The 18,691-nt window shown below is 66.3% G+C and carries 34 protein-coding genes; all 34 read right to left on the reverse strand.

Annotated features, from left to right (window positions below; all coding sequences use genetic code 11):
- Positions 1–43: 43 nt before the first annotated feature.
- The 34 genes from ACV7JP_RS04850 to ACV7JP_RS05015 all read right to left on the reverse strand — a co-directional run bounded on the left by ACV7JP_RS04850 (position 44) and on the right by ACV7JP_RS05015 (position 18,688).
- Entirely contained in the window at positions 44–631 is a 588-nt protein-coding gene (locus ACV7JP_RS04850; RefSeq protein ID WP_457798103.1) for a phage virion morphogenesis protein, read from the reverse strand.
- Positions 628–1,422, reverse strand: a complete 795-nt coding sequence (locus ACV7JP_RS04855) for a phage head morphogenesis protein (protein WP_457798104.1) — start codon at positions 1,420–1,422, stop codon at positions 628–630. The genes ACV7JP_RS04850 and ACV7JP_RS04855 overlap by 4 nt, the downstream gene beginning before the upstream one ends.
- Positions 1,419–2,984, reverse strand: coding sequence for a phage portal protein family protein (locus ACV7JP_RS04860; RefSeq protein ID WP_457798105.1), 1,566 nt, complete (start codon positions 2,982–2,984; stop codon positions 1,419–1,421). The genes ACV7JP_RS04855 and ACV7JP_RS04860 overlap by 4 nt, the downstream gene beginning before the upstream one ends.
- Positions 2,981–4,648 carry a phage terminase large subunit gene (terL, locus tag ACV7JP_RS04865; RefSeq protein ID WP_457798106.1) on the reverse strand — a complete coding sequence of 556 codons (1,668 nt, stop codon included), beginning with the start codon at positions 4,646–4,648 and terminating at the stop codon, positions 2,981–2,983. Before terL ends, ACV7JP_RS04860 begins: the two co-directional genes overlap by 4 nt.
- Entirely contained in the window at positions 4,645–4,911 is a 267-nt protein-coding gene (locus ACV7JP_RS04870; protein ID WP_457798107.1) for a hypothetical protein, read from the reverse strand. The genes terL and ACV7JP_RS04870 overlap by 4 nt, the downstream gene beginning before the upstream one ends.
- Positions 4,908–5,531 (reverse strand): MT-A70 family methyltransferase, encoded by a 624-nt coding sequence (locus tag ACV7JP_RS04875; protein ID WP_457799032.1) that lies wholly within the window; start codon positions 5,529–5,531, stop codon positions 4,908–4,910. Before ACV7JP_RS04875 ends, ACV7JP_RS04870 begins: the two co-directional genes overlap by 4 nt.
- Positions 5,531–6,034 (reverse strand): DUF1804 family protein, encoded by a 504-nt coding sequence (locus ACV7JP_RS04880; RefSeq protein ID WP_457798108.1) that lies wholly within the window; start codon positions 6,032–6,034, stop codon positions 5,531–5,533. Before ACV7JP_RS04880 ends, ACV7JP_RS04875 begins: the two co-directional genes overlap by 1 nt.
- Positions 6,035–6,037: 3 nt before the next feature.
- On the reverse strand, positions 6,038–6,385 hold the full coding sequence (locus tag ACV7JP_RS04885) for a hypothetical protein (RefSeq protein ID WP_457798109.1): 348 nt from the start codon (positions 6,383–6,385) through the stop codon (positions 6,038–6,040).
- Entirely contained in the window at positions 6,382–6,768 is a 387-nt protein-coding gene (locus ACV7JP_RS04890) for a hypothetical protein (RefSeq protein ID WP_457798110.1), read from the reverse strand. The genes ACV7JP_RS04885 and ACV7JP_RS04890 overlap by 4 nt, the downstream gene beginning before the upstream one ends.
- Positions 6,769–7,038 (reverse strand): hypothetical protein, encoded by a 270-nt coding sequence (locus ACV7JP_RS04895; RefSeq protein WP_457798111.1) that lies wholly within the window; start codon positions 7,036–7,038, stop codon positions 6,769–6,771.
- Positions 6,992–7,213 (reverse strand): hypothetical protein, encoded by a 222-nt coding sequence (locus ACV7JP_RS04900; protein ID WP_457798112.1) that lies wholly within the window; start codon positions 7,211–7,213, stop codon positions 6,992–6,994. The genes ACV7JP_RS04895 and ACV7JP_RS04900 overlap by 47 nt, the downstream gene beginning before the upstream one ends.
- 1 nt (position 7,214) lies before the next feature.
- On the reverse strand, positions 7,215–7,484 hold the full coding sequence (locus tag ACV7JP_RS04905; RefSeq protein ID WP_457798113.1) for a hypothetical protein: 270 nt from the start codon (positions 7,482–7,484) through the stop codon (positions 7,215–7,217).
- A 74-nt stretch (positions 7,485–7,558) separates the two neighbouring features.
- Positions 7,559–7,738 (reverse strand): hypothetical protein, encoded by a 180-nt coding sequence (locus ACV7JP_RS04910; protein WP_457798114.1) that lies wholly within the window; start codon positions 7,736–7,738, stop codon positions 7,559–7,561.
- Positions 7,739–8,125: 387 nt separating this feature from the next.
- Positions 8,126–8,314, reverse strand: a complete 189-nt coding sequence (locus ACV7JP_RS04915) for a hypothetical protein (RefSeq protein WP_457798115.1) — start codon at positions 8,312–8,314, stop codon at positions 8,126–8,128.
- Positions 8,311–9,090, reverse strand: coding sequence for a peptidoglycan-binding protein (locus tag ACV7JP_RS04920; protein WP_457798116.1), 780 nt, complete (start codon positions 9,088–9,090; stop codon positions 8,311–8,313). The genes ACV7JP_RS04915 and ACV7JP_RS04920 overlap by 4 nt, the downstream gene beginning before the upstream one ends.
- Positions 9,091–9,155: 65 nt before the next feature.
- Positions 9,156–9,533 carry a Mor transcription activator family protein gene (locus ACV7JP_RS04925; RefSeq protein ID WP_457798117.1) on the reverse strand — a complete coding sequence of 126 codons (378 nt, stop codon included), beginning with the start codon at positions 9,531–9,533 and terminating at the stop codon, positions 9,156–9,158.
- Positions 9,530–9,754, reverse strand: coding sequence for a hypothetical protein (locus tag ACV7JP_RS04930; RefSeq protein ID WP_457798118.1), 225 nt, complete (start codon positions 9,752–9,754; stop codon positions 9,530–9,532). The genes ACV7JP_RS04925 and ACV7JP_RS04930 overlap by 4 nt, the downstream gene beginning before the upstream one ends.
- The gene (locus ACV7JP_RS04935; RefSeq protein ID WP_457798119.1) at positions 9,751–10,101 is read right to left on the reverse strand and encodes a hypothetical protein; all 351 of its coding nucleotides are present in this window, start codon (positions 10,099–10,101) and stop codon (positions 9,751–9,753) included. The genes ACV7JP_RS04930 and ACV7JP_RS04935 overlap by 4 nt, the downstream gene beginning before the upstream one ends.
- Positions 10,098–10,307, reverse strand: coding sequence for a hypothetical protein (locus ACV7JP_RS04940; RefSeq protein ID WP_457798120.1), 210 nt, complete (start codon positions 10,305–10,307; stop codon positions 10,098–10,100). Before ACV7JP_RS04940 ends, ACV7JP_RS04935 begins: the two co-directional genes overlap by 4 nt.
- Positions 10,304–10,819, reverse strand: coding sequence for a phospholipase D-like domain-containing protein (locus tag ACV7JP_RS04945; RefSeq protein WP_457798121.1), 516 nt, complete (start codon positions 10,817–10,819; stop codon positions 10,304–10,306). The genes ACV7JP_RS04940 and ACV7JP_RS04945 overlap by 4 nt, the downstream gene beginning before the upstream one ends.
- Positions 10,816–11,079 carry a hypothetical protein gene (locus ACV7JP_RS04950; RefSeq protein WP_457798122.1) on the reverse strand — a complete coding sequence of 88 codons (264 nt, stop codon included), beginning with the start codon at positions 11,077–11,079 and terminating at the stop codon, positions 10,816–10,818. The genes ACV7JP_RS04945 and ACV7JP_RS04950 overlap by 4 nt, the downstream gene beginning before the upstream one ends.
- A gap of 3 nt (positions 11,080–11,082) precedes the next feature.
- Positions 11,083–11,328, reverse strand: a complete 246-nt coding sequence (locus tag ACV7JP_RS04955) for a hypothetical protein (RefSeq protein ID WP_457798123.1) — start codon at positions 11,326–11,328, stop codon at positions 11,083–11,085.
- Positions 11,321–11,458: a hypothetical protein gene (locus ACV7JP_RS04960; RefSeq protein ID WP_457798124.1), complete on the reverse strand. Its 138-nt coding sequence runs from the start codon at positions 11,456–11,458 to the stop codon at positions 11,321–11,323. Before ACV7JP_RS04960 ends, ACV7JP_RS04955 begins: the two co-directional genes overlap by 8 nt.
- A 59-nt stretch (positions 11,459–11,517) precedes the next feature.
- Positions 11,518–11,718, reverse strand: a complete 201-nt coding sequence (locus ACV7JP_RS04965) for a hypothetical protein (protein ID WP_457798125.1) — start codon at positions 11,716–11,718, stop codon at positions 11,518–11,520.
- Positions 11,715–11,963: a hypothetical protein gene (locus ACV7JP_RS04970; protein WP_457798126.1), complete on the reverse strand. Its 249-nt coding sequence runs from the start codon at positions 11,961–11,963 to the stop codon at positions 11,715–11,717. The genes ACV7JP_RS04965 and ACV7JP_RS04970 overlap by 4 nt, the downstream gene beginning before the upstream one ends.
- Positions 11,960–12,655: a regulatory protein GemA gene (locus ACV7JP_RS04975; RefSeq protein ID WP_457798127.1), complete on the reverse strand. Its 696-nt coding sequence runs from the start codon at positions 12,653–12,655 to the stop codon at positions 11,960–11,962. The genes ACV7JP_RS04970 and ACV7JP_RS04975 overlap by 4 nt, the downstream gene beginning before the upstream one ends.
- A gap of 250 nt (positions 12,656–12,905) precedes the next feature.
- Positions 12,906–13,160, reverse strand: a complete 255-nt coding sequence (locus ACV7JP_RS04980; RefSeq protein ID WP_457798128.1) for a hypothetical protein — start codon at positions 13,158–13,160, stop codon at positions 12,906–12,908.
- An 11-nt stretch (positions 13,161–13,171) separates the two neighbouring features.
- The gene (locus tag ACV7JP_RS04985) at positions 13,172–13,798 is read right to left on the reverse strand and encodes a DUF3164 family protein (RefSeq protein WP_457798129.1); all 627 of its coding nucleotides are present in this window, start codon (positions 13,796–13,798) and stop codon (positions 13,172–13,174) included.
- The gene (locus ACV7JP_RS04990; RefSeq protein WP_457798130.1) at positions 13,791–14,594 is read right to left on the reverse strand and encodes a helix-turn-helix domain-containing protein; all 804 of its coding nucleotides are present in this window, start codon (positions 14,592–14,594) and stop codon (positions 13,791–13,793) included. Before ACV7JP_RS04990 ends, ACV7JP_RS04985 begins: the two co-directional genes overlap by 8 nt.
- A complete protein-coding gene (locus ACV7JP_RS04995) occupies positions 14,591–14,956 on the reverse strand; it encodes a hypothetical protein (RefSeq protein ID WP_457798131.1) in 366 nt (121 codons plus the stop codon). Before ACV7JP_RS04995 ends, ACV7JP_RS04990 begins: the two co-directional genes overlap by 4 nt.
- The gene (locus tag ACV7JP_RS05000; protein WP_457798132.1) at positions 14,949–15,296 is read right to left on the reverse strand and encodes a hypothetical protein; all 348 of its coding nucleotides are present in this window, start codon (positions 15,294–15,296) and stop codon (positions 14,949–14,951) included. The genes ACV7JP_RS04995 and ACV7JP_RS05000 overlap by 8 nt, the downstream gene beginning before the upstream one ends.
- A complete protein-coding gene (locus ACV7JP_RS05005; protein WP_457798133.1) occupies positions 15,290–15,880 on the reverse strand; it encodes a hypothetical protein in 591 nt (196 codons plus the stop codon). The genes ACV7JP_RS05000 and ACV7JP_RS05005 overlap by 7 nt, the downstream gene beginning before the upstream one ends.
- Positions 15,880–16,650 (reverse strand): AAA family ATPase, encoded by a 771-nt coding sequence (locus tag ACV7JP_RS05010; RefSeq protein WP_457798134.1) that lies wholly within the window; start codon positions 16,648–16,650, stop codon positions 15,880–15,882. The genes ACV7JP_RS05005 and ACV7JP_RS05010 overlap by 1 nt, the downstream gene beginning before the upstream one ends.
- A gap of 31 nt (positions 16,651–16,681) precedes the next feature.
- The gene (locus ACV7JP_RS05015; RefSeq protein ID WP_457798135.1) at positions 16,682–18,688 is read right to left on the reverse strand and encodes a Mu transposase C-terminal domain-containing protein; all 2,007 of its coding nucleotides are present in this window, start codon (positions 18,686–18,688) and stop codon (positions 16,682–16,684) included.
- Between the last annotated feature and the right edge of the window lie 3 nt (positions 18,689–18,691).

Below are 18,691 nucleotides of genomic sequence, written 5' to 3' on the forward strand. Positions count from 1 at the left end.
GCGCATCAGCGGCCGTTTATGGGGATGTCTCTTCCGGACGGCGCTACCGCCCGAACCACTCTCGGACGGTCGTCTCTATCATCTCGCGATCCTTGGCGCCGATTCCGAGATATTCGCGCGCCGGGATCGTCACCTGCTTGAGGAAGATCGCGCCATCCGCTTTGCTCTTGCCGTGGACGATCTGCCCGTCCTTGCCCTTGCGGCCGCGCGTCGTCTCGACGCCGGCGCGCGCGGCCGTCTCGGCGCTCATGCGCACGCCCTTCCCGATCGGGATGCGCAGATACTTCCCCTTCTTCGGAACGATCGTCCCGCCGAATTGGTGAATGGCGGCGTAGACCGTATGCGGCTCGATGACGTAGCGCAGCCCGCCGCCCGAGGCGGTGATGGAGCCTTTCAGCGCGCCGCTCACATTCATCATCGAGCCGCCGCGCCGGAGCATCAGCGTCAGCGGCTTGTTGGCCGGCCAGGCCGCGCCGTCCGGAGTCTTTTTCGTTGAGAAGCGCTCGAAGGTCAGTTCCAGCTCGCGCTGCTCGACGATGCGCCACATCTCGTCGAGCCGATTCATCTTCTCCTTGAAGCGATCGAGGCCCTCGCCCCTTTCGGGAATCGTGATCTTGATCTCGATGCTCACAGCCTCACCTCGATCGGCGGCCTCGCGGCCCGCGCCTTCTCGGCTTCCTGGAAGGCCTTCTGGCGCATTTCCTTCGCGCGCAGCGGCAGGCGCTCGATCCATTCGACGGGCGTGCAGTCGAATCCAGGATCAATGCCCTTCGGAATATCGCGCGTCTCTCCCGTGAGGGGATCGGCGTATTTCACCGTCCCCCATTTCGGCGGCTCGTCGGGCGCGTTCTTGCCCATCCGCGTCAGGTCCCAGCGCGACACGACGCGCACGCCGCAGGTGCAGCCCCATCCGTTCGGCCCGAAATACTTCCGCCACCAGGGATCGTCTGCGCGAATCACGAGCCCGTCCAAGGCGACATGCTCCGGACGCGGGCGCATCGGCGTGCGAAGCTGCCCATGCACATATTGCCAGTAGGGATAAAACTCCATCATCGACGGCTCGGAGAGCTGCCGGAAGCGCTCCGCCTGATAATGCATCCGCATATTCGTCTCGAAGATGATCTGGGCGCGCCAGGCGCGATGCTGCTCGGTCTGCGTCGCCAACCAGCCCTTCGTGCGGGCGATCTCCTGGACGCGCTCGGTGAAGGTCTGGAGCGTCTCGCCGGCGGCGATCGCTTCGCTCAGCGCCTCGTAGACATCGGCGATCACGCCCTCCTTGATGGCGCGGGCGACGTGGCGGCCGGCCGCCGCGCCGGACGCCGCCTTTGGCAGCTCGACGCCCTCGCCCTCGGGCGGCGAGGCGTCGTCGGGAAGCTCGTCTCCCGGATTGTCGGCGAAGAGCGCCTCGATGGGATGCGTCATTTGATCTGCGCCTGCAGATCGGCCCGCGCCTGCTTGCGCGTCCCCGAGAACGCCGCGCCCAGCGCCCTGGCGAGCTTCTTTTCATCGAGCGCCGGGAACAGCGCCTCCAATGCCTCCGGCAGATCGGCGAGGTCCTTGCCTTGCGCGAGCAGCTCGCCGATCGCCGCCTGGATGGCGTCGAACCATCCGCCGATCATCGGCGCGGTCTGCTCCTCGAGGAGCGCCGCCTGCTCTTCGACGTCGGGCTCGCCTTCGGCGAAAGACGAGGTCGTTCCGGTCGGCGGCGGCGGGACCTCCGCGTCGTCCCCCGGCGCGGGCGCGGGCGCCACGGCGACGACTTCCGTGTCCATGATCTCCTCGACCAACGCCTGCTCGTCGGCCGGCGCCCAGCCCATGGCCTTCATCTGCGCGAGGTTCGAAAGATCGCGCTTGCGGCGGTCGGCGCGCTTCGAGAACGCCTCCTCCTCCTCCGCGATCTCGCGCGGGCGCGGCCAGGTCACGAGCGGCGGCTGTGCGTCGGGGACGTTGTAAAGCGTGATCCAGGAGAGCAGCGTCTCCTGCAGCGTCTTGCCGAGCAGCTCCGCGTCGCCGTCGATCAGCTCATCGCTGACCTCCTTATGCGTCGAGGCCGCGGCCTTGCTCCCGGAACTGCCGATATTAGTCGAGAGCGTCTCGCCGAGAACCGTCTCCGCCGTTTGCTCGTCCCAATAGCGGCACCAGGATTCATGCGTCAGCGTGCCGCTGACGGCGGCCGTCGCGAAGTCGATCTCGGTCCCGGCCGGGACGACGAGCGCGCCCTCGACGAGCGCGCCGACGAGCGACTCGAGCAGAATCCTCTGTTGGTCCGGCAGCGACCCCATCGGATATTTGGCGACGGGCAGCGGCGTCGCGAAGCGCTCCAAGGCCTTCATCCAAAACGCGACGCCCTCCCTCTTAAAGAGGACATGCCAGAAGAGGATGCGCCCGAGGCCCCAGCCGTAAGGGTCCGACGACAGCCGCTCGAAGCGATGCACGATGAACTTGCGATCAGGCAGCTCCTCGCCCCAGGCCATATTCTCCCAGGTGAGGAGGCGAGGATCGCCCTCGGGTCCGAAGACGAAGCGGCGCTGATCATGCGTCGGGAACTTGCGCGCGACGATCTCGCCGGCGTCGCGCTCCCACACCACCTCGCCCACGGCGAATCCCATCAGCGTCGCGTCGAGCAGGCCGAGCGTCGCCGCGTTGAGATCGAGCGCCTTCAATTGCCGCTCGCAGATCTGCGCGGCCTTTTTGTCGATGCGCGCCTCGCTCGCGGGCTTCACCACAAATTCGCGCTTTACGAGACCGCGCTTGCGCTTCTGAAGCACGGAATAGGCCCGGCCATCCCTCAGGACCTCGCGGTAAAGCGCGATCCCCTTGCCGCCGCCATTGTGGAGCAAGGTTTCGTCGCTCGGACGGAGCACCTTGGTGTAGCGCGGAATGGTGATGTCGACGGCGGCCGAGGCGATGAGGCCAGAAGGCGGCGCCTTCGCCTTCCCTTCGACGAGCGCCTTGGCCTTGGAGCTGGGCTTGGAAGTTTTCATAGGCGATAGCCTCTCAATCCGGAGCCGAGCCGATAGCCGCCGATCGTCTCGCGCCCGCCAATGCGGCCGATGGTCGAGGGATCGAGCGGCGTCGTGGCGTGCAGGATGGCGTTGGTCCACAGCATCTCGACGGCGTCCGGCCCGTCGTCATGGTTCGCGGTGTTGTTCGGGTCCCATTGCTCGAATTGTTCGAGCAGCGCGCGCTGCCCGACCTGGAAGCGGATGAGGCCGGCGGCGATCGGCGGCTGCAGGCGCTCGATGCGCAGCCTCTTGTCGGCGAGCGGCGTGACGCCGATCGCCGGCAGCGGGACGCCGGCCTTGATCGCGCGCTTCATGATTTCCGTCCGCAGAAACTCCTGAAACTGCACGGCCTCGATAAACCACAGGGCGCAATTATGGAGGCGCTGGAGCGCGATGACGTCTTCGCAGATCACGTCGGGCAGGCGCTTGCGGACCGAGGCCTCGATAATGTCGAGCGCGCCCGTCTCGCGGTCGAAGCCGCCGACGATGATCGCGCTCGGATCCGCGCGCCGGTTGCTCTTGCCCAGCGACGGATCGACCGAGCCGAAAAGCAGGAGATTCGGCGGGAGACGGACCCAATATGTGAAATTCTGGAAGGGCGCGCTCTCGGAGACGGGTTCGTTCTGACGCTCGCTCTTGAAGGCCGCGGGCGATTCCGCGCGCTCCTTCATCAGCATCAGCAGCGGCTGCTCTTCCGGCCAGTTGAGGACGGCGCCTTCGTCCATCTCCGCCTGGCGAGCGGCGTAGAAGGCGTCGGAGGCCTCCTCGCCCTCATTGCGGTGGATCTCTTCCCATTGGTCCCAGAGATCCATGCGCGCCGGCCACTCGACGATCGACGCGAATTTGTCCGTGCGCCAGCCGGGCTTCTTGGCGAGGCGCGCCAGCACAGCGTCCTGCATCAGCAGCGTGCCGACGACGATCAAATCCATGGAGCCGTCGGCCGGGCCGCATTTGAGCACGGCCTTCAGCACCCAGGATTCGAGCTTGTCGCGATAATCCGGGCTGCGGACGTTCTCGTCGTTCTCGATGTCATCGAGCAGGAAGAGGTCCGGGCGGTAGGGACCGTTGCGCCGGCCGCGCACTTTCTGCTTGGAGCCGACGCCCTCGATCTTCGCGCCGTTGCGCAAGACGATCTCGCCCTCGCGCCAGACGCGGCCCTGGCCCACGGCCTCGGGGAAGTCCTGGGCGAGACGCGGATTCTCTTCGAGCTCCACCTTGATGGCCGCGACCATGATGGCCGCCTGCTCGTAGACGTCCATGCCGATCATGATGTAGCGGCGCTTTTTCAAGAGCGCGCAGTAGAGCGCGAAGAGCTGCGAGACGAGCGTCGATTTGGCCGAGCCGCGCGGCGCGATCTTGATCTCGCGGGCGCCGCGCTCGCCGGAATGCGTCTTCTCGACGATCTGCGGCAGACGCTCGAAGAGATGCAGATGCAGCCGGTTCGGGGCCTTGGTCAAATAGTGCGGAAAATAGGTCTCGCAGAAAAAACGGAATCCCGACGCCGGCTCTTTGACCTTGGCGAGGCGCTCGCGGCGCGCGGCCGGATCGGTCGGAAAGCCGTCAACCTCCGCCTCGACGCGGCGGCGTAGCGCGTCCGTGAAGGAGGCGATCTCGTCGCGGAAGGCGGAGGGGGTGACTTTCAAGCCTCGCCCTCCACATTGGAGCAGACCACACGCGGATCGCCGCCGGCGGCCTTAAAGCCCTCGCAATATTGCATGACATATTCGGCCTTCGCCGTCGCGCCGCAGACCGAGCACTCGTATTTCCGATCCCACTCAGCGACGAGCAGCGGGAATCGATGGCCGGGGCACGCTCTGCGCCTGGCGAGATTTTCCTTTTCCTCGGCCAGCCATCGCTTCAGATCGGCGCCCGTCATGCGCGCCTTGAAGGCGATCTTTCCCGTCATGCCGCCCCCTCGAACTTGCCCAGCTCGTCGCCAAAGCTCTCCCAGCCCGGGCGGCGCGTGCGCGCGAAGAGGTCGGCGCGATGCTCCGAGAGCGCGAAGTCCTCAACGAGGCGGTAGAACTCATCGGGCTTGCGGCTGTGCTCGCGGGCGAGTCCGTCGAACATCGAGCCGCCCCAAATCCCTGCATCAGATGATGCAGGAAAACGGGACATGGGCTCGCTCTCCACGATCGACGGGAGCGCCTTCAGTTGCGGCGGCTCGCCGCGTTTGCCGATGAGAATGTCCTCATGCATCGTGCGGACCACGAAGCCCGGGCCGACCTTCTGGCCGCCGCGGCTCCCGATCTTCCGCCACGCCATGCGCGTGCAATAGTCGAAGCCCCAGGCGTTCATGACGACAAACGCCTTGTCGAGCAGCGGCGCGCAGGTCCACAGGAAGAGCCAGCAATCGGGGAAGGCCAGCTCGCCCACGGGCAGCGCGCAAATCTCCTCGATCGTCATGCAGCGATAATGCGCCTGGGGGGCTTTGCCCTCGCCCTTCGCCGAGCGCATCTGTTGGAGCCAGGGCGGATCGACGACGATCACGCCCTTGCTGCGCCGCGCCATCCCGAAGGGGCGCATCACTTATAGACCTCGCTCAGGCTCGCCCCGAAGCCCTCCAGCGCCTCGATCAGCGTCTCGGCGCCGTCCGGATGGTTCTTGGCGACGTAATCGCCGAAACGCTTGAGCACGTCGAGCGCGACGCCCAGCTCCGAAATCTTCGGGCTGACGCGGCCGGCGGCGGCCATGGTCTTGGTGAACGCGTCGGAGAGCTTGGCGAGCATCTCGACGCGGACGACCGGATCAATCTCGGCGCCGCCGTCCGAAATCGACGTGATCGCCGCCTGGAACTGGATGACGAAATCCTCGACGGCCTTGGTCAGGAGACTATCGCGGCCCGCGCCCTGGATGGTCTGCGCCGCGCGGGCGCGGTCCCAATCGTCGCCCCGCTCCGACGCCTCGCGCTTCCAGCGCCGCGCCGTGCCGTCCGGGACGCCGGCGGCGAGCGCGGCGAGCGGCAGGGACTGGCCGTCGACGACATAGGCCTTGCGCAGATCGCGGAGCTTCTGTTCGTCGCGCGCCATCGCTCACCTGCTCTTCATTTGCTCGGCGATAAGCCTCGCGCCGACCTCGGAGAGAGAGAGCGTGGTGACGCCGGGCAGCGATGGCGACATGGCGAGATGGTTCCGGCCCGCGTCGAGCAGCAACACCGACCTGCCGAATTCGGCGTCGGAGACCTGGACGGCGCCCATCTGCGCGAGAAAGTCGAGCTGCTTATAGAGCCATTCCTGTGGGTCCATGTAGCCATGGCCCGTCAGCACGCGATCGAGCTGCATCGCCGTCAGCATCGGCGGCTGGCCGTTCTTCGCGCTCGCGTCCAGCGTGCGAAGAATCAGGAGGCGGGCGTCCTGTTCGCGGATGGAGGAGAGGCTCATTTCGCCTCGCGCTCCAGCAATGCGCGTTCGATCGCCTTCACGGATCCTGCGAGTCCGCCGCAGACATCCGTCAGCGAGCGCAGCATCTCGCCCTGCCGCGCCTGCTCGATGGCGATCTTGTGGACGTCGTCGACCGTGGGCAGATGCTTGACGTCCGCCTTCACGCCGGCGAGATCGGCCTCGATCTTGTCGATGCGCTCGAATTGCCGCGCGTCGTCGTCGCGCAGCGCCTTCATATCCTCCTTGATGCTGTCGATCGCCTTCTCGTTTCCGTGCCGGAAAAACGAGAGCGCCGAGAGGATCAGCGCGACGGCCGCCACCCCCGCCGACATGATCTGCGCGGCGTTACCCCAATCCCCCCCGTTCACCACCGGCCTCTCCATTCACGGTTTCGGCGTCGCGCATTTGCGACGCCAGTTTTCGTTGTTTCCCGCGACGTCGCGAATGAAGGGCGCGAAATCCTTGCAGATCGTGGCGTCCGAGGCCTCGCCCTGCGGGCACTGGCGCTTGATCCAGGCCTTCAGCGCCGGCGTCGAGCGCGCCTCGACCATGGTCCGGCATGTCTCGTCGACATAGACCGGATAGGACATGGCGAGCGCCTCGGCGCTAAAGTCGATCGACAGCGTCGCCGAAATCAGAGCGATCAATCTCACGGCGGGTCTCCTCGGCTTGTTTGGCGTCGGCCTCGCGCCGGCGCGCCGCCGCGATCTCCTCTTCGAGGGCCCGCGCCTCGGCGAGACTGGCGCTCGTCGACCAGATCAGCCAGGCGAGCGCGCCGACGATGGCGAGGACGGCGACGATGACAAAGAGCAAAGCGAGCCAGTTCATGTCACGCGGCCTCCTGCATGATTTCGGCGAAACGGCCCCTCGCCTCGGCGAGGCGCCGTTCCTTGGTCCAGGCGTCGAGCGCCGCGATCATGTCCGGCGCGTCGTCGTCGAGGTCGACGAAGGGTTCGTCGAGCGCGTCCACGACTCGCCGCAACTCGGCGAGCGTCTCCTCCAGCAGGCGGCGGATGTCGCGGCGCGCCGCATATCCCGTATGCAGATACACCGCGATCGCGCCGATGATCGCGAGGATGATCCAATCCACCAGATGCATGGGAGTCTCCGGGCGGGAAGAGGCGGCCGCCCTTGGGCGACCGCGCTTGATCGGCGGAGCTCAGCTCCGCTGGCTCAGTTCTTCTCGATCTTGGCGATCGCGAGGCGCAGCGAACCCGCGCTCGCGCCGCCGAGCATGGTCCAAACCCACGACGGCAGCTCGTAGCCCAGCGCCTGCAGGCCGCCAGCGACGAAGATGCCGAACACGGTGAAATAGGTCTTCTTGCCGTCAAGCAGCGCAGCCAATTTTTCCATGACAGTTTCCTTTCGTTCGTGACCCGGCTTGAATGGGCCGGGAAACCCCTCTCAAAAGACTCGAGCCCGCGCGTTTAATTCGCCGCCCCGAGATTGATCAGCTCAACAGGCCTGAACCGGAACTCCTGTAGATCGCCGGCGTCGTTGAACCAGCGGCAGACGATCTCGCCCTAGATCAGCGCGGCGTCGCCGCCCGGATCGATGTCGTGGACGACCATTTTCGTGCTCGAACCCGCCAGCTTGACGATGTCGCCGATCAAAAAGTCGGTGATTTTCATCGGCAGAGTCCCTGTTGGCAGGCGTGGATGGCGGCGCAGCTCGACAGGATCAGCGGGCCGAGGGCGGAGAGCGCGAGCAGCGCGATGATGACGGCCTGACGCATGCGCATCACCCGCGCCACGCGACGAGGAAGACGATGGCGCAGATCAAACAGGTCCAGCCGGCCGTCTTGGCGTCCTGGAGCATCCAAAGAGACGTCTGGGCGTTGCTGTTGGCCGCCGCGAACCATGCGAGGATCGCGTAGAGGCCGGAGCCGATCGCGCCGAGAAGACTCAATGTCATGATGACGGCTCTCATGCCGGGACTCCCTTGTCACGCAGCTTCGCGAGCGTCGCCGGCCCGGCGACGCCGTCGGGATCGAGGCCGGCGCCGGCCTGATATGCGACGAGCGCCGCGCGCGTCGACGGCCCGAAAATTCCATCGGCCACAAGCTTCTCGCCGCGCGCATTGAGCAGCTTTTGTAGATCGGCAACGGCGGAGCCGCGATCGCCGAGATCGAGCATGTCGAGCACGCCGGGCACGGTTTTCAGGCCGGCCCACTGCTCGATCAGCGCGCGGCCCGCCTCGAAATGCATGGCGTCCTCGCGGGAGAAGCCGGCGCCCCAATACCAGCCATGTCGATTGAAGATCGGCGCGATGAGAGTGAGCCCGTATTGGACTTTGCCGTTGCCGGGCGCGTCGAGCTGGCCGGCGATCGTGAGGTCAATCGCCGTGCCCCAGGAATGATTGGAGATGGAGCTCGTCGAGCCGCGCACCAGGCGCGCGCAGAGCATGCCGGCCGTGCCGAGCAGCGGATAGATTTCCGGATGCTCCGCCTTGATGTCCGCGATGATCGCCCTGAGGCTGTCGACCGCCGGCTTGTAGCCCGAAACGCGAAACGGCCCGACGCTCTCGACGATGATTTTCGCGACGAGCGCGCGATTGGCGACCGCCTGGCATTTCTGCGAGTAGGACGAGCGCGGATTGCCGAGCGAGGCGAGCATGAAGCGATTGCCGGCCGACTGGACGCGGACATTGATCTTGGCGGGGATCGGGACGAGCCGCGTAAAATCTTGTTTCTGGGAAGTGGCCACGATAGCCTCCATTTCGAGGCACGGTGGCTGATTTCGTCCGGAAGCTCGCTGCGAAGGTTTCGCAGCTAGAACAGCTCTCCCTGGCGCCGCGAGCGCGGACGGCCGCGTTTCTTCAGCACCATCTCGACATGCCGGCGCGTGCAGCGCGTCTCGGCCGCGATGTCGCAGATCTTTCGGTCGTCGGCATAGAGTTCGAGGATGAGGCGTTCAAGCTCCCTGCCCGAAAGCCAGCGCGACGGAATCTCGATCTGCGAGCCGCCGAAATGCCGGCACAGGCGCTGCGCGAGATCGAACCCGATGCGCCGCGCGATCGGATGATCGGCGCTGACGCGCTTCGGGACTTTGAGCCCCCAGCCGACATAATGCTGATGCAGCGCGCGGGCGACGTCCATGCCGCAATGCCGCGCCACCTCGCGATAGACGCCAGAGCAGGCTTGACTCATGCCTTCTCCCTCGGAGGCACGATCGTCACCACATTCCTGCCCACGACGCGCATCTGCATGTCGCCGCAATTGATCCGATATTCGCTGGCGCCGAGAATCTGCGCCGCCGTCGCGCAGCGCAGCGCCCTTTGCTGCAGATCCTTGCGCAGCGTTTCGACGTCGACGCCGTGAATGCGCTCGATGTATCGCAGAAGCGCGTGATCGGTGACATAGATCGTCAAGCCAGCGCCCCCTTTGCCCGCTTCAGCGCCCGCTCCGCGGCCTGAGCCTTCTTCTCGGCGCGCACATAGGCGCGCTCGGCGTCCTGCGAGAGACCGCGCTGGGCGTGGGCCGCGGCGTGCGCGTCGCGAAATGCGTCGCCCCTGAATCCGTCGCGCTTGCCGATCTCGCTTGCCGCCTTCGCCAATGCCGCCGTCCTCTCCGATTCCGCGCGCCAGCGGGATTTGGCCCGGTCCGCATGACGGCGGGCGACGTTCGCCCGCGCAGTGAGCACGCCGATCTCCGAGACGCGATAGAGGCGCGCCAGCTCCTCGATTTCCGCGCGGTCGAGATCGGCGAGGATGGTCATGACACGCGCTTGCCTGTCTCGCGGTCGATGATCCAGACGACAGCGACGTCCGGCGCCTGCCACCAGGCGGCGCGCATTTCGCGCGCGCCCACGATTTTGACCGCCCAGCCGAGCATGCGATGAGAGTCGGGCGCGTCGCCGCGCCGCCGCCAGCGGATTTCAAAGCGCTGGCCTTTTTCGCCGATGCGAGACGGAGGGAGCGTCACGGCCGCCTCCACATAGCTTCGAAGGCGCTTTCAAAGCGCATTACGGCCGCTTTGCAGCGCAGAACGATCAGGGAATTATCCTGGCGGGTGAGGCCCGAATGCGAGAAATTGCCGGCGCCCTCGCGCAGCACGGCGCCGTCGACCGCATAAGCCTTGAGATGCATGAAGGGGCCGTCGCCCTTGTATCTGATCTCGACATTGCGGCGCGCGGCGAGTCGGTCATAGGCGCGCGCGAGCGGGCCCGGCATGGGGATCGTCGCCTGGGAGGCGTCCCGATAGAGGCGGATCGCCACGCCGCGCGTGGCCGCCGCGTCCAGCGCCTCGACGATGCGGACGTCCGTGAAGGCGTAAGCGGCGAAGTCGATGCGCTTCCTTGCGGCGCCGATCAGCGCGACGTCGATCGCTTCCAGGTCCTCGGCCGGCGCATAAGCGAGCCGGTCGATCTGGCACCAGCCGGCCTGGGCGGGGGCGGTGAGCGCGAGGGCGGAGAGGAGGAGAGCCGCTTTCTTCATTCCGCGATCTCAATGATGCGCGGCTTGTCAAACATGTGCACCTTCGCCTCGATCCCCATATCCTTCAGCGGGCCATATCCCTCGGTGAACCGCTCATCGAGCACCTCGCGGACGGCAAGCTGGGCGATATGGCCGGCGTGTTCGTCGAGCGTGTCAATGTGGAAGAAATGCTTATAAAACTCCGCCATGAACTCGGGCGTGAATTTCGCTTCGTCCATCTCGACATCGACGACAAAGACTACCTCAACAGTCCGCTTCATCGCTCATTTCCCCTTGTTGCAGGCGTCGCACGGCAAGCCGCGCGCGAACACGACGCTGGTCACGTCGCCGGCATTGACGCCGATCTTCACCTCGCACCGATATTTCAGCTCGCCGCCGCATCGCCGGCAGCGAAACAGGTGGTAATCGCCGAGCGCGTCCCTGCCCCGATCGGCGTAGCGCATCCGCTGCGCGCGCGGCTTGTGCACGCGCCGAAAGAGATCGAGCTGGAGGCCGGCGTCATCAGTCATCCGTGTCGACGCGATTGGCGTTTGAATCGCACCACCGCCACGATTCGACGAGACGCTCCAGCTCAGCGATGCGCTCCGTGGTCAGATCGTCGAACCACGTGTCGAAGAGTAGAGCGACGAGCCGATGCAAACGGTCTCCTGGCCTCACTGTGAGCGGCTTGCTCAAATATTCTTCCGATATCCTCTGCATCACATCAGCCCCTTTTCTTCGGCGAGCCACTCCGGGAGGGAAACGACGACGGAGCCGTCGGCCCGGCGTTCGAATTCGATGCGCGACTTCGGCAGCCATTGGCCTGCGTCGCGAATGCCGTTCTCCGAGACGAGGATCGCCTTCTCGGTCTCATGGTGGAAATGCAGGTCGAGATCGATGATGTCCGAGCGATGATTCACGCCGCCATCCTCCATTCGATTTGCGCCGGCCTCGGCGCGGCGTCGAAGGCGCGGGCTTTATCCATCTGCCCGCGCGCGACCGCCCAGGCGTGCCGCTGCGCATGGCCCCAGGAGACCTGCTGATCGCGCATCCACGCGCGAGCGAATTTCAGGATGGCCGAGCGGTCGAAGCCGGCGGCTTTGATCAGCCGCGCGCCGTAGATGCGGTCGAGCGCGGCGGGGGTGAGGGGTTTGCGCTGTTTCATGCCGCCCTCGTCTTCTTCGCGCCGGCCTTCACGCGCATGCGGCGCCCGGCGGCCGCCGTCATCGCGTCCCAGTGCTCAGGCTGATAGGCGGCCTCGTTGGCGACCGGGACATGGCCGGATTTGAAGGCCCAGTTGACGAATGCAGAGGGCCAGGACTGCTCGAAGTCGAAGCCGTGAAGATCGAAGGCGCCCATCTCGACCATGCGGCGGCAAGCGGCTTTCGCCACGGCGCGCTTCGTGTCGATCGCGCCCTCGGACTCGTCGCGATCCGGCCATTCGACTCCGGCCTCGCGCGCGATCCAGCTCTTGAGCGCCTCGACGGCTTTCTTCGCGTCGCCGGCGTCCGTCAGGAATCGCGTGTGCGAGACCTTCGTCTGACGCTCGACGAAGGCGATCATCGCCTTGTCGTCGCGGCTGCGGACGACGCCGAGATGGTAGGCGCTGATCCACAGCGCCTGCAGCTTCTTCGCGAAGGGCCCCTCGGCCGTGACGCTCGCACGCCGGACCTTGCCATTGTCGCCGGCGAGCGTCTGAAGCATTTTGCGCGCCCGCTCGGCCTGCGCGGTCGTCAGGTCCTTCGAGGACGCGACGCCGAAATCGCGGCGCAGATAGGCGCGATAGTCGTCATCGGTGTAGTGCGGGATTTTACGCAGCAGCGCGTGGATGGCCTTGGTTTGGGCGAGGGTGGTCACGATATGACCCTCGCCGTGCGCAGATTTTGATGCACCTTTCTGAGAGTTACACGGTCAATGGGCCGGACAAGCAACGCGTCACGTTCCTCCGCCGTCGTCGCGTTGCCCCAAAAGTATTCGCCGCTCTCGACGACATAGGCGTCTCGATTCCATCCCCCCTCAGACGGACCCGAATATTCGGTCATGAGACAAAGAGTCCCGCAAAACTCGAAGAGGCCAACGGGGCACTCTTTTAAGGGCACGAGGTCTTTCACGCCGCATCCTCCATCTGCGGAACCGGCAGGCCGTAGCGCGAGCGCATGAGGCGCTCGAAGCTGACGGCCTCTTTCGAGGATGTGCGGGAGATCGCCCCGTCGCGGTTGGCGAAGGCGAGCCAGCAGCCCGCGCTGCCTTCCTCCACGACGAAGGCCTCGACGATGTAGACCATCGTCTTTACGCCCTCGCTCACCGCCGCGTGCGGGCGCACGCGCATGTCGACGATCTTGAAGCCTTTCCACTCGGTCATGACGCTACCCCTTACGCATTGGCCAGATCGATGGTCACCGAGCGCCAGTCGGCGTCCGGCGCGTCGCGCTCGAAAAAACGGACATAGGTGCGCGAGCCGATGATGCGAATGGAATCGCGCACGGCGCCCATGGCGCGCTGCCAGCGCTCGTCCTCGATCTCGACGCGCAGCAGGGTGAAGATGTCGGCGCGGTTGATCTTGCCTTCCTTGTCGACTTGGAATGCGCGGGTGACGAGGGCGCGCAGCTCGTCGCGCGATTCAGCCGACCATTCGATCAGGCATTCGTCGACGATCTTCTTGGCTGATTGCAGCTCTGGACCGAAGTCGAGTTGATCTTGCACCTGCACCTGCACCTTCATGAGACCGTCGAAGGTGGTGAGGGTGAGATTGCCCTTCTTGCCGCCGAGCTTCGCGCCATATTCCTGGTCGATCAGCGCCTGCAGCGAGCCGATGTCGTCGAAGGTGTGCCCGCGGAAGCGTGCGATGCGCCCGTTGAGGTCGAGAGCAAAGCCCATGATTTTGCGCACCTGCTCGTCGATGAGGAGATCCATCGGCTTGATGGCCGCCTCCGGCACATAGGCGCCGCGAGCGTCCAGGCGGTGCGGTTTGCCGTTGATCATGTGGATATGGTCAGACATTGGAGGCGATCTCCTGTGTTTTCAGAAATCCATTGGCGAGCGCCCTCACGGCGTGGCGGTAGCGCTCGGTCGCGTCGCGCTCGGCGGCCGTGAATTCGGCCTGTCGCATAGCGTCATAGGCGGCGACGGCCGCGTCGACCGCGCCGCTCTCGCCCGCACGACGGCGCATCTGCTCGACGGCGGCGTCGCGCACGGCGCGCAGATTGATGGAGGGATGAGAGCGCAGCATCGCCTCGGCGCCCACGAAATCGTGGACGATGTCGAAGAGGAGTCCGGACGGCGCCTCGACGAAAAGCGGCGCCGGGGCGATTCCGCGCGCCAGCATCTCGCGCTCTTCTTCGGCGGCGATCAGCGCGTCGGCGAGCTCCAAAATCTTGTCGGCCGGCAGACGCATCGCCGCGCTGCGCCCGCCCGCATAGACGCGCCGCGCGAGGTCGATCGGCGCGATCTCCTCCTCGGGCTCGGGCAGCACGCCGCGTCCGCGCAGCTCGGCCAGGGCCAGCGCGGCGGCTTCGAGCGTGAGGACGGTATGGGCGAGCGGCGTGCAGGCGTTGCGCGCCAGCATCCCCTCGACCTTGCGAACGCCATGCAGCACGGTCGTGTGATCGCGTCCGCCCAGCGCATTGCCGATCTGCGGCAGGCTTTTTTCCGTGATCTTCGCGGCGAGATACATGGCGATCTGACGCGGCTCGACGATTTTCGCGGTCCGACGCTGCGATCGCAGGTCGATCTTCGAGCAACGGAAATGCTCGCAGACGACGTCGATGATGTCGGCCAGGGCGACGGAGGCGGTCATGCCGCGTCTCCGTCGTCCCGCGAGGCGCGATTGTATTCCTGCTCGTCGCGGAAGATCGCGCGCAGATCGACGACGCGACCCGCGCGCTCGCCGTCGCGGATCGCCGCTTCGCGCAGATGATCGCCGAGATAATCGGGGATCGTCAGCGCCTCGATGCGGCAGTCGGCGGCGTTGAGGCGGCTCTGCAGGAGGAGCAGCTCGTCTTCGAGGGACCGCGCCTCCACCGAGAACATGCGAAACGCGGTGACGATGATCGCAAAGCTTTCATCCGACAGCGTCTCGCCGTTGGCGTAGCGCTCGTCGATCATGGTCGCGAAGATCTTCAGGTCCTCGGAGAGGCAGCAGGGGACGGGCTCAGCCATCGACGCCTCCCATGCTCGCCGGGTTGAAATCGCAGCGCTGGCATGTCTCCCAGCGCGCTACGGCGCTGCGGGGACCGCAGGGCAGGGGCTTCGCCCGGAAGGCGGCGCATTCGCTCTGCGCCACCTCGCGCGCCAGCGCCGGGCAGTTATGCCGGCCAGTAAGCGTCTCCAATATCGCCGCGCGCAGATGGCGCGCGTCGCCCGGATATTTGCCGGCGAGCGCCTGCGAGACCGCCGGGCGCGAATAGTCGAGCTGGCGCGCCACCGCCGCAATGGAGCTGCGTTCCACCGCCGCGCGCAGAATATCGAGCGCCGGCCCGTCGAGCTGAGGAGTCACCATGTCACGCGCTCCTTCGTGTTGTGATCGAAGATCGAGCGGCCGTCATGCGCGACGCTCGGCGCGACCTCGCCCGAGTTCTTTTCGAGCCGGTAGACGATGAGGCCGTTCGAGGCGGGCGATTGCCCTTCCATCGAGCGCGATGCGCGCTTCGTGACGTAGCCGGCGGCGGCGAGGGCGCGCAGATAGCGCTGGAGATTGTTGTGCGGCAGCTTCTCGCCGCCGCGCGAGGCGAGCGTCACGAGGTCCTCGACCGTGAACCGTTTCTTGATGCGCATCGCGTTCCAGGCGCGCTGGCGTAGCCGGCCGGTCTTTGGCGCCTGCGGATTCGCGAGCGGCCCGCGCGGGCCCGGGCGAAAGCGCTCGCCCGACTCGATCTTGCGCTTGCCCTCCTCGGAGAGGCTGTAGACGCCGCGCTCGCTGCGCTCGACATAGCCGCCGATGATGAGGCGGCCGACGGTCTCGGCCACCGCCTTGCGCGGCTTACCGACTCGCCTCGCGAGCTGCTCGGTGGTGAGCGGCCCGCGCCGCAAGGCCGCCGCCACCGCCTGGGATGCATCGCCCTGCCGGGCTTTGGTGTCCGCCATCACAGGCCTCCCGGGACGGCGATGGGCTGGCCAGTGCGGCGATCGTTGATGAGCGTCTGGCCGGCGAGATCGGCGAGCCGCACAGGCCTCTGCGCGCCCGCGCCGTTGCGCCGGCCGAAGGCCTCGATCGCGCGGATCGCCTCCTTGATCTCGCGGTTGCGGCCGAGCGTCACGCGATGCACGAAATCGGTAAGCATCTCATCGACCGGATAGTCGCAGAGCGCGTCGAGCATGCGGCGCACGTCGTCGCGTGAGGCCTGCTCGAAGCGGGCGTAGCGAGAGATGCGGGAGGCGATCTGGGGAAATCGCGTGAGATTGTCCCGCAGCCGGCCCATGCCGACGAGGATGACGGGAATGTCGCCATTGTCGGAGAGATCGCGGATCGTCTCCATGATGGCGCCGCTGCGCGAGACATGGTCCGCCTCGTCGAGCACCAGCGCGAACACCTGCTTTTGCAGATCCGCATGGCCGCGACGCTGCGTCAGCTCCGCGAGCGCCTGCTTGTAGCGCCGCTCCACCGAGCGCTGCGGCGCGACGCCGAGCTCGCCGAGAAGATCGGACAAGAACCAGGCGGGCGTCCATTCCTTGCAGGCGCGCAGAAACGGCAGGCCGTGCTGCGTCGCCCACCATTCCATGGTGGTGGATTTTCCGAGCCCGGGCTCGCCGTCGACGACCATCAGATTCGCTTCGTCGGCGCCGCGCTTCTGCAGGCCGGCGAGCGCGTCGAGAAACCGGGCGACATTTTCGGTTTCGACGAATGCCTTTTTCATGTATCAAAGCCTTCTTCGCTGACGCTCCGGATCAGGCGTCTCTGCGGACCGCGATGGCCTGCAACGCCACGATGTCCACGCCCTTGATCCGGAGCATTTCCCTTGTCGTTCGATCGTTGATGAGTTCGGCCGCGTAGGCGCGGTCCGTCTCCGTCGCTTCGGCCCCATGCGCGACGATCCAGCGCGCGAAGGCCGCGTCGTCCACAAACGCCGGACGACCGCTGTTACTCACGGCTTCCCCGACAGCAGCGAAACGCTCTACCTCTTCGCTGACGACGCTACGCGCCGGGGAAGCCGCCTCCTCTTGCGAGGATTCGGAATCGCGAGCGGGGCTCGCGGAAAAAGAAACGGGCGCCGGGATTTCGAGATGCGGCGCATTGGCGGGATCGAGCGTCACGCCCGGTCGCAGCTCCGCCTCGACGACGGACAGATGCCCTTCGAGCCGGCGCTTTCGGCCCAGCGCGCGCTTCTCCATCGCGCGCTGCTCCATGCTCACCGGCACGTAGCGCTGGCTGTTGCCCTCGAAGCGGGCGACGCAGATCAGCCGGCCCGGGATTCGCCCGTCTTTCGTCTTGTCGATCTCGCGCACCCAGACGCGCGTAGCGTCGCGCATGTCGTAGCCGACCATGACTTCCTGCTCGTGGAAGGGGTCGAGAGCGAGATCGAAATAGGAGTTCGTGCCGAGCTGCACGCAACAGCGGCGCGCCGTGCGGATTTCATAGGGGCGGAAGAGATCGTCCATCTCCTCCGGCGTCGGGACCATCGCCTCGAAGCCGCGCTCGGCGATGGCCTTCGCCCACATCTCATTGGGCGAGAGATGCCGCTTGACGCCCGTCTCCGCGTCGCGCATGCGCGGCAGGCCGCGATGCGGGCGCGCATTATATTTGCCGATGAAATCCGCGACCTCGCCGAGGAAGTCGCCCCAGGACGTCAGCAGCCGGGACGCGCCGACGAGCGCGATGTCGCGCCGCGTCGTCTTGAAGACGAGCTGCTTGGCCTCCTTGTCCATGCCCGCGCCAGTGAAGGTCGGCGCGCGCTTGGCGAGTGTGATCCATTGCTTCTGAAATGCCTCGACATTGCCCTTGGCCCAGGAATGATAAGGCAGCGCGCGCATGGGCGTGACGCCGAGGCGCGCGAGGAATCCCGTGATCTCGCAATCCATGCGCTCGTTGACGTAGCCCGAGCCGCGATCGGAGTAGAAGATCGCGGGAATGCAGGCCGAGCAGGCGTGGCGCAACGCGTCGATCGTCCCCTGCCAGCCCTCGGCGAGCCCGGCGCTCCAGCCCACGCACATGCGGGTATGCGCGTCGATGATCGCCGTTATTTCCGGCTTGAAGGGCCGACCGTGAATCGGATGCTCGACCTCGCGGTCCCAGGTGGTGCCGTCGGCCGCGTAGACCGAGCCGGGCAAGAGGTCCGAGGTGTCGCGCTTGACATAGGCCTGCCGCGCCTTCAGCGCGAGGCGGCCTTCGCGGCCCCGCGCCCGCTCCATATGCGAGAGCTTGTCGAGCGCGGCGCGCACGGCCGAATAGGAGGGCAGCGTCGCTTCGGGATGATCCTCTTGCCATTGACGCATCGCGTCGGCGATCGAGGGCTTCATCGGCCGCGCGTAATAGCTCAGGAAGGCGTCCATCCACGCGGGGGCGGGCTCGCGCTCGCGCGTCTTCGACGGCGCGACGCCGGCGACGCCAGCCTTCTTGCGATCCGCCGCCCAGCGGCGCAGCGTGCGCGCGGAGAGGCGCGCGGATCCGCCGGAGCGGTCATTGGCCACGGGCACGAGGGACTGCAGATGGGCGGGCAACAGGCCGGCATTGGCCTCGCGCGCCGTGGCTTCATAAGCCGCCAGCATGGACAGGCCCGTCACCGCCTTGGCGTCGCAATATTGGAGCAACGCGGCCCGCGCCTGCATGGTCTGGCGCTGCCGCCCCGTCAGAGTCGACTCGAAGGTGATCTCGATCTGACGCTTGTCGCCCTCGATCGCGATCTCGCGAGAGCGCTCGGAAGCGGGCAGGGGGATGATGCGGGCGCCGCGAGCCATGGG

The sequence above is a fragment of the Methylocystis sp. S23 genome (genome assembly GCF_054106005.1).

What these genes read in the sequence shown, in the direction of transcription:
- ACV7JP_RS05005 (WP_457798133.1), bottom strand. Translation starts at nt 15,880, where the DNA reads ATGGCGGACACCAAAGCCCGGCAGGGCGATGCATCCCAGGCGGTGGCG.
- ACV7JP_RS04910 (WP_457798114.1), bottom strand. Translation starts at nt 7,738, where the DNA reads ATGGAAAAATTGGCTGCGCTGCTTGACGGCAAGAAGACCTATTTCACC.
- ACV7JP_RS04855 (WP_457798104.1), bottom strand. Translation starts at nt 1,422, where the DNA reads ATGACGCATCCCATCGAGGCGCTCTTCGCCGACAATCCGGGAGACGAG.
- ACV7JP_RS04935 (WP_457798119.1), bottom strand. Translation starts at nt 10,101, where the DNA reads ATGACCATCCTCGCCGATCTCGACCGCGCGGAAATCGAGGAGCTGGCG.
- ACV7JP_RS04900 (WP_457798112.1), bottom strand. Translation starts at nt 7,213, where the DNA reads ATGAACTGGCTCGCTTTGCTCTTTGTCATCGTCGCCGTCCTCGCCATC.
- ACV7JP_RS04905 (WP_457798113.1), bottom strand. Translation starts at nt 7,484, where the DNA reads ATGCATCTGGTGGATTGGATCATCCTCGCGATCATCGGCGCGATCGCG.
- ACV7JP_RS04990 (WP_457798130.1), bottom strand. Translation starts at nt 14,594, where the DNA reads ATGACCGCCTCCGTCGCCCTGGCCGACATCATCGACGTCGTCTGCGAG.
- ACV7JP_RS04925 (WP_457798117.1), bottom strand. Translation starts at nt 9,533, where the DNA reads ATGAGTCAAGCCTGCTCTGGCGTCTATCGCGAGGTGGCGCGGCATTGC.
- ACV7JP_RS04860 (WP_457798105.1), bottom strand. Translation starts at nt 2,984, where the DNA reads ATGAAAACTTCCAAGCCCAGCTCCAAGGCCAAGGCGCTCGTCGAAGGG.
- ACV7JP_RS04890 (WP_457798110.1), bottom strand. Translation starts at nt 6,768, where the DNA reads ATGGAGAGGCCGGTGGTGAACGGGGGGGATTGGGGTAACGCCGCGCAG.
- ACV7JP_RS04955 (WP_457798123.1), bottom strand. Translation starts at nt 11,328, where the DNA reads ATGACTGATGACGCCGGCCTCCAGCTCGATCTCTTTCGGCGCGTGCAC.
- ACV7JP_RS04985 (WP_457798129.1), bottom strand. Translation starts at nt 13,798, where the DNA reads ATGTCTGACCATATCCACATGATCAACGGCAAACCGCACCGCCTGGAC.
- ACV7JP_RS05010 (WP_457798134.1), bottom strand. Translation starts at nt 16,650, where the DNA reads ATGAAAAAGGCATTCGTCGAAACCGAAAATGTCGCCCGGTTTCTCGAC.
- ACV7JP_RS04970 (WP_457798126.1), bottom strand. Translation starts at nt 11,963, where the DNA reads ATGAAACAGCGCAAACCCCTCACCCCCGCCGCGCTCGACCGCATCTAC.
- ACV7JP_RS04995 (WP_457798131.1), bottom strand. Translation starts at nt 14,956, where the DNA reads ATGGCTGAGCCCGTCCCCTGCTGCCTCTCCGAGGACCTGAAGATCTTC.
- ACV7JP_RS05000 (WP_457798132.1), bottom strand. Translation starts at nt 15,296, where the DNA reads ATGGTGACTCCTCAGCTCGACGGGCCGGCGCTCGATATTCTGCGCGCG.
- ACV7JP_RS05015 (WP_457798135.1), bottom strand. Translation starts at nt 18,688, where the DNA reads ATGGCTCGCGGCGCCCGCATCATCCCCCTGCCCGCTTCCGAGCGCTCT.
- ACV7JP_RS04950 (WP_457798122.1), bottom strand. Translation starts at nt 11,079, where the DNA reads ATGAAGCGGACTGTTGAGGTAGTCTTTGTCGTCGATGTCGAGATGGAC.
- ACV7JP_RS04885 (WP_457798109.1), bottom strand. Translation starts at nt 6,385, where the DNA reads ATGAGCCTCTCCTCCATCCGCGAACAGGACGCCCGCCTCCTGATTCTT.
- ACV7JP_RS04875 (WP_457799032.1), bottom strand. Translation starts at nt 5,531, where the DNA reads ATGCGCCCCTTCGGGATGGCGCGGCGCAGCAAGGGCGTGATCGTCGTC.
- ACV7JP_RS04915 (WP_457798115.1), bottom strand. Translation starts at nt 8,314, where the DNA reads ATGAGAGCCGTCATCATGACATTGAGTCTTCTCGGCGCGATCGGCTCC.
- ACV7JP_RS04945 (WP_457798121.1), bottom strand. Translation starts at nt 10,819, where the DNA reads ATGAAGAAAGCGGCTCTCCTCCTCTCCGCCCTCGCGCTCACCGCCCCC.
- ACV7JP_RS04980 (WP_457798128.1), bottom strand. Translation starts at nt 13,160, where the DNA reads ATGACCGAGTGGAAAGGCTTCAAGATCGTCGACATGCGCGTGCGCCCG.
- ACV7JP_RS04880 (WP_457798108.1), bottom strand. Translation starts at nt 6,034, where the DNA reads ATGGCGCGCGACGAACAGAAGCTCCGCGATCTGCGCAAGGCCTATGTC.
- ACV7JP_RS04870 (WP_457798107.1), bottom strand. Translation starts at nt 4,911, where the DNA reads ATGACGGGAAAGATCGCCTTCAAGGCGCGCATGACGGGCGCCGATCTG.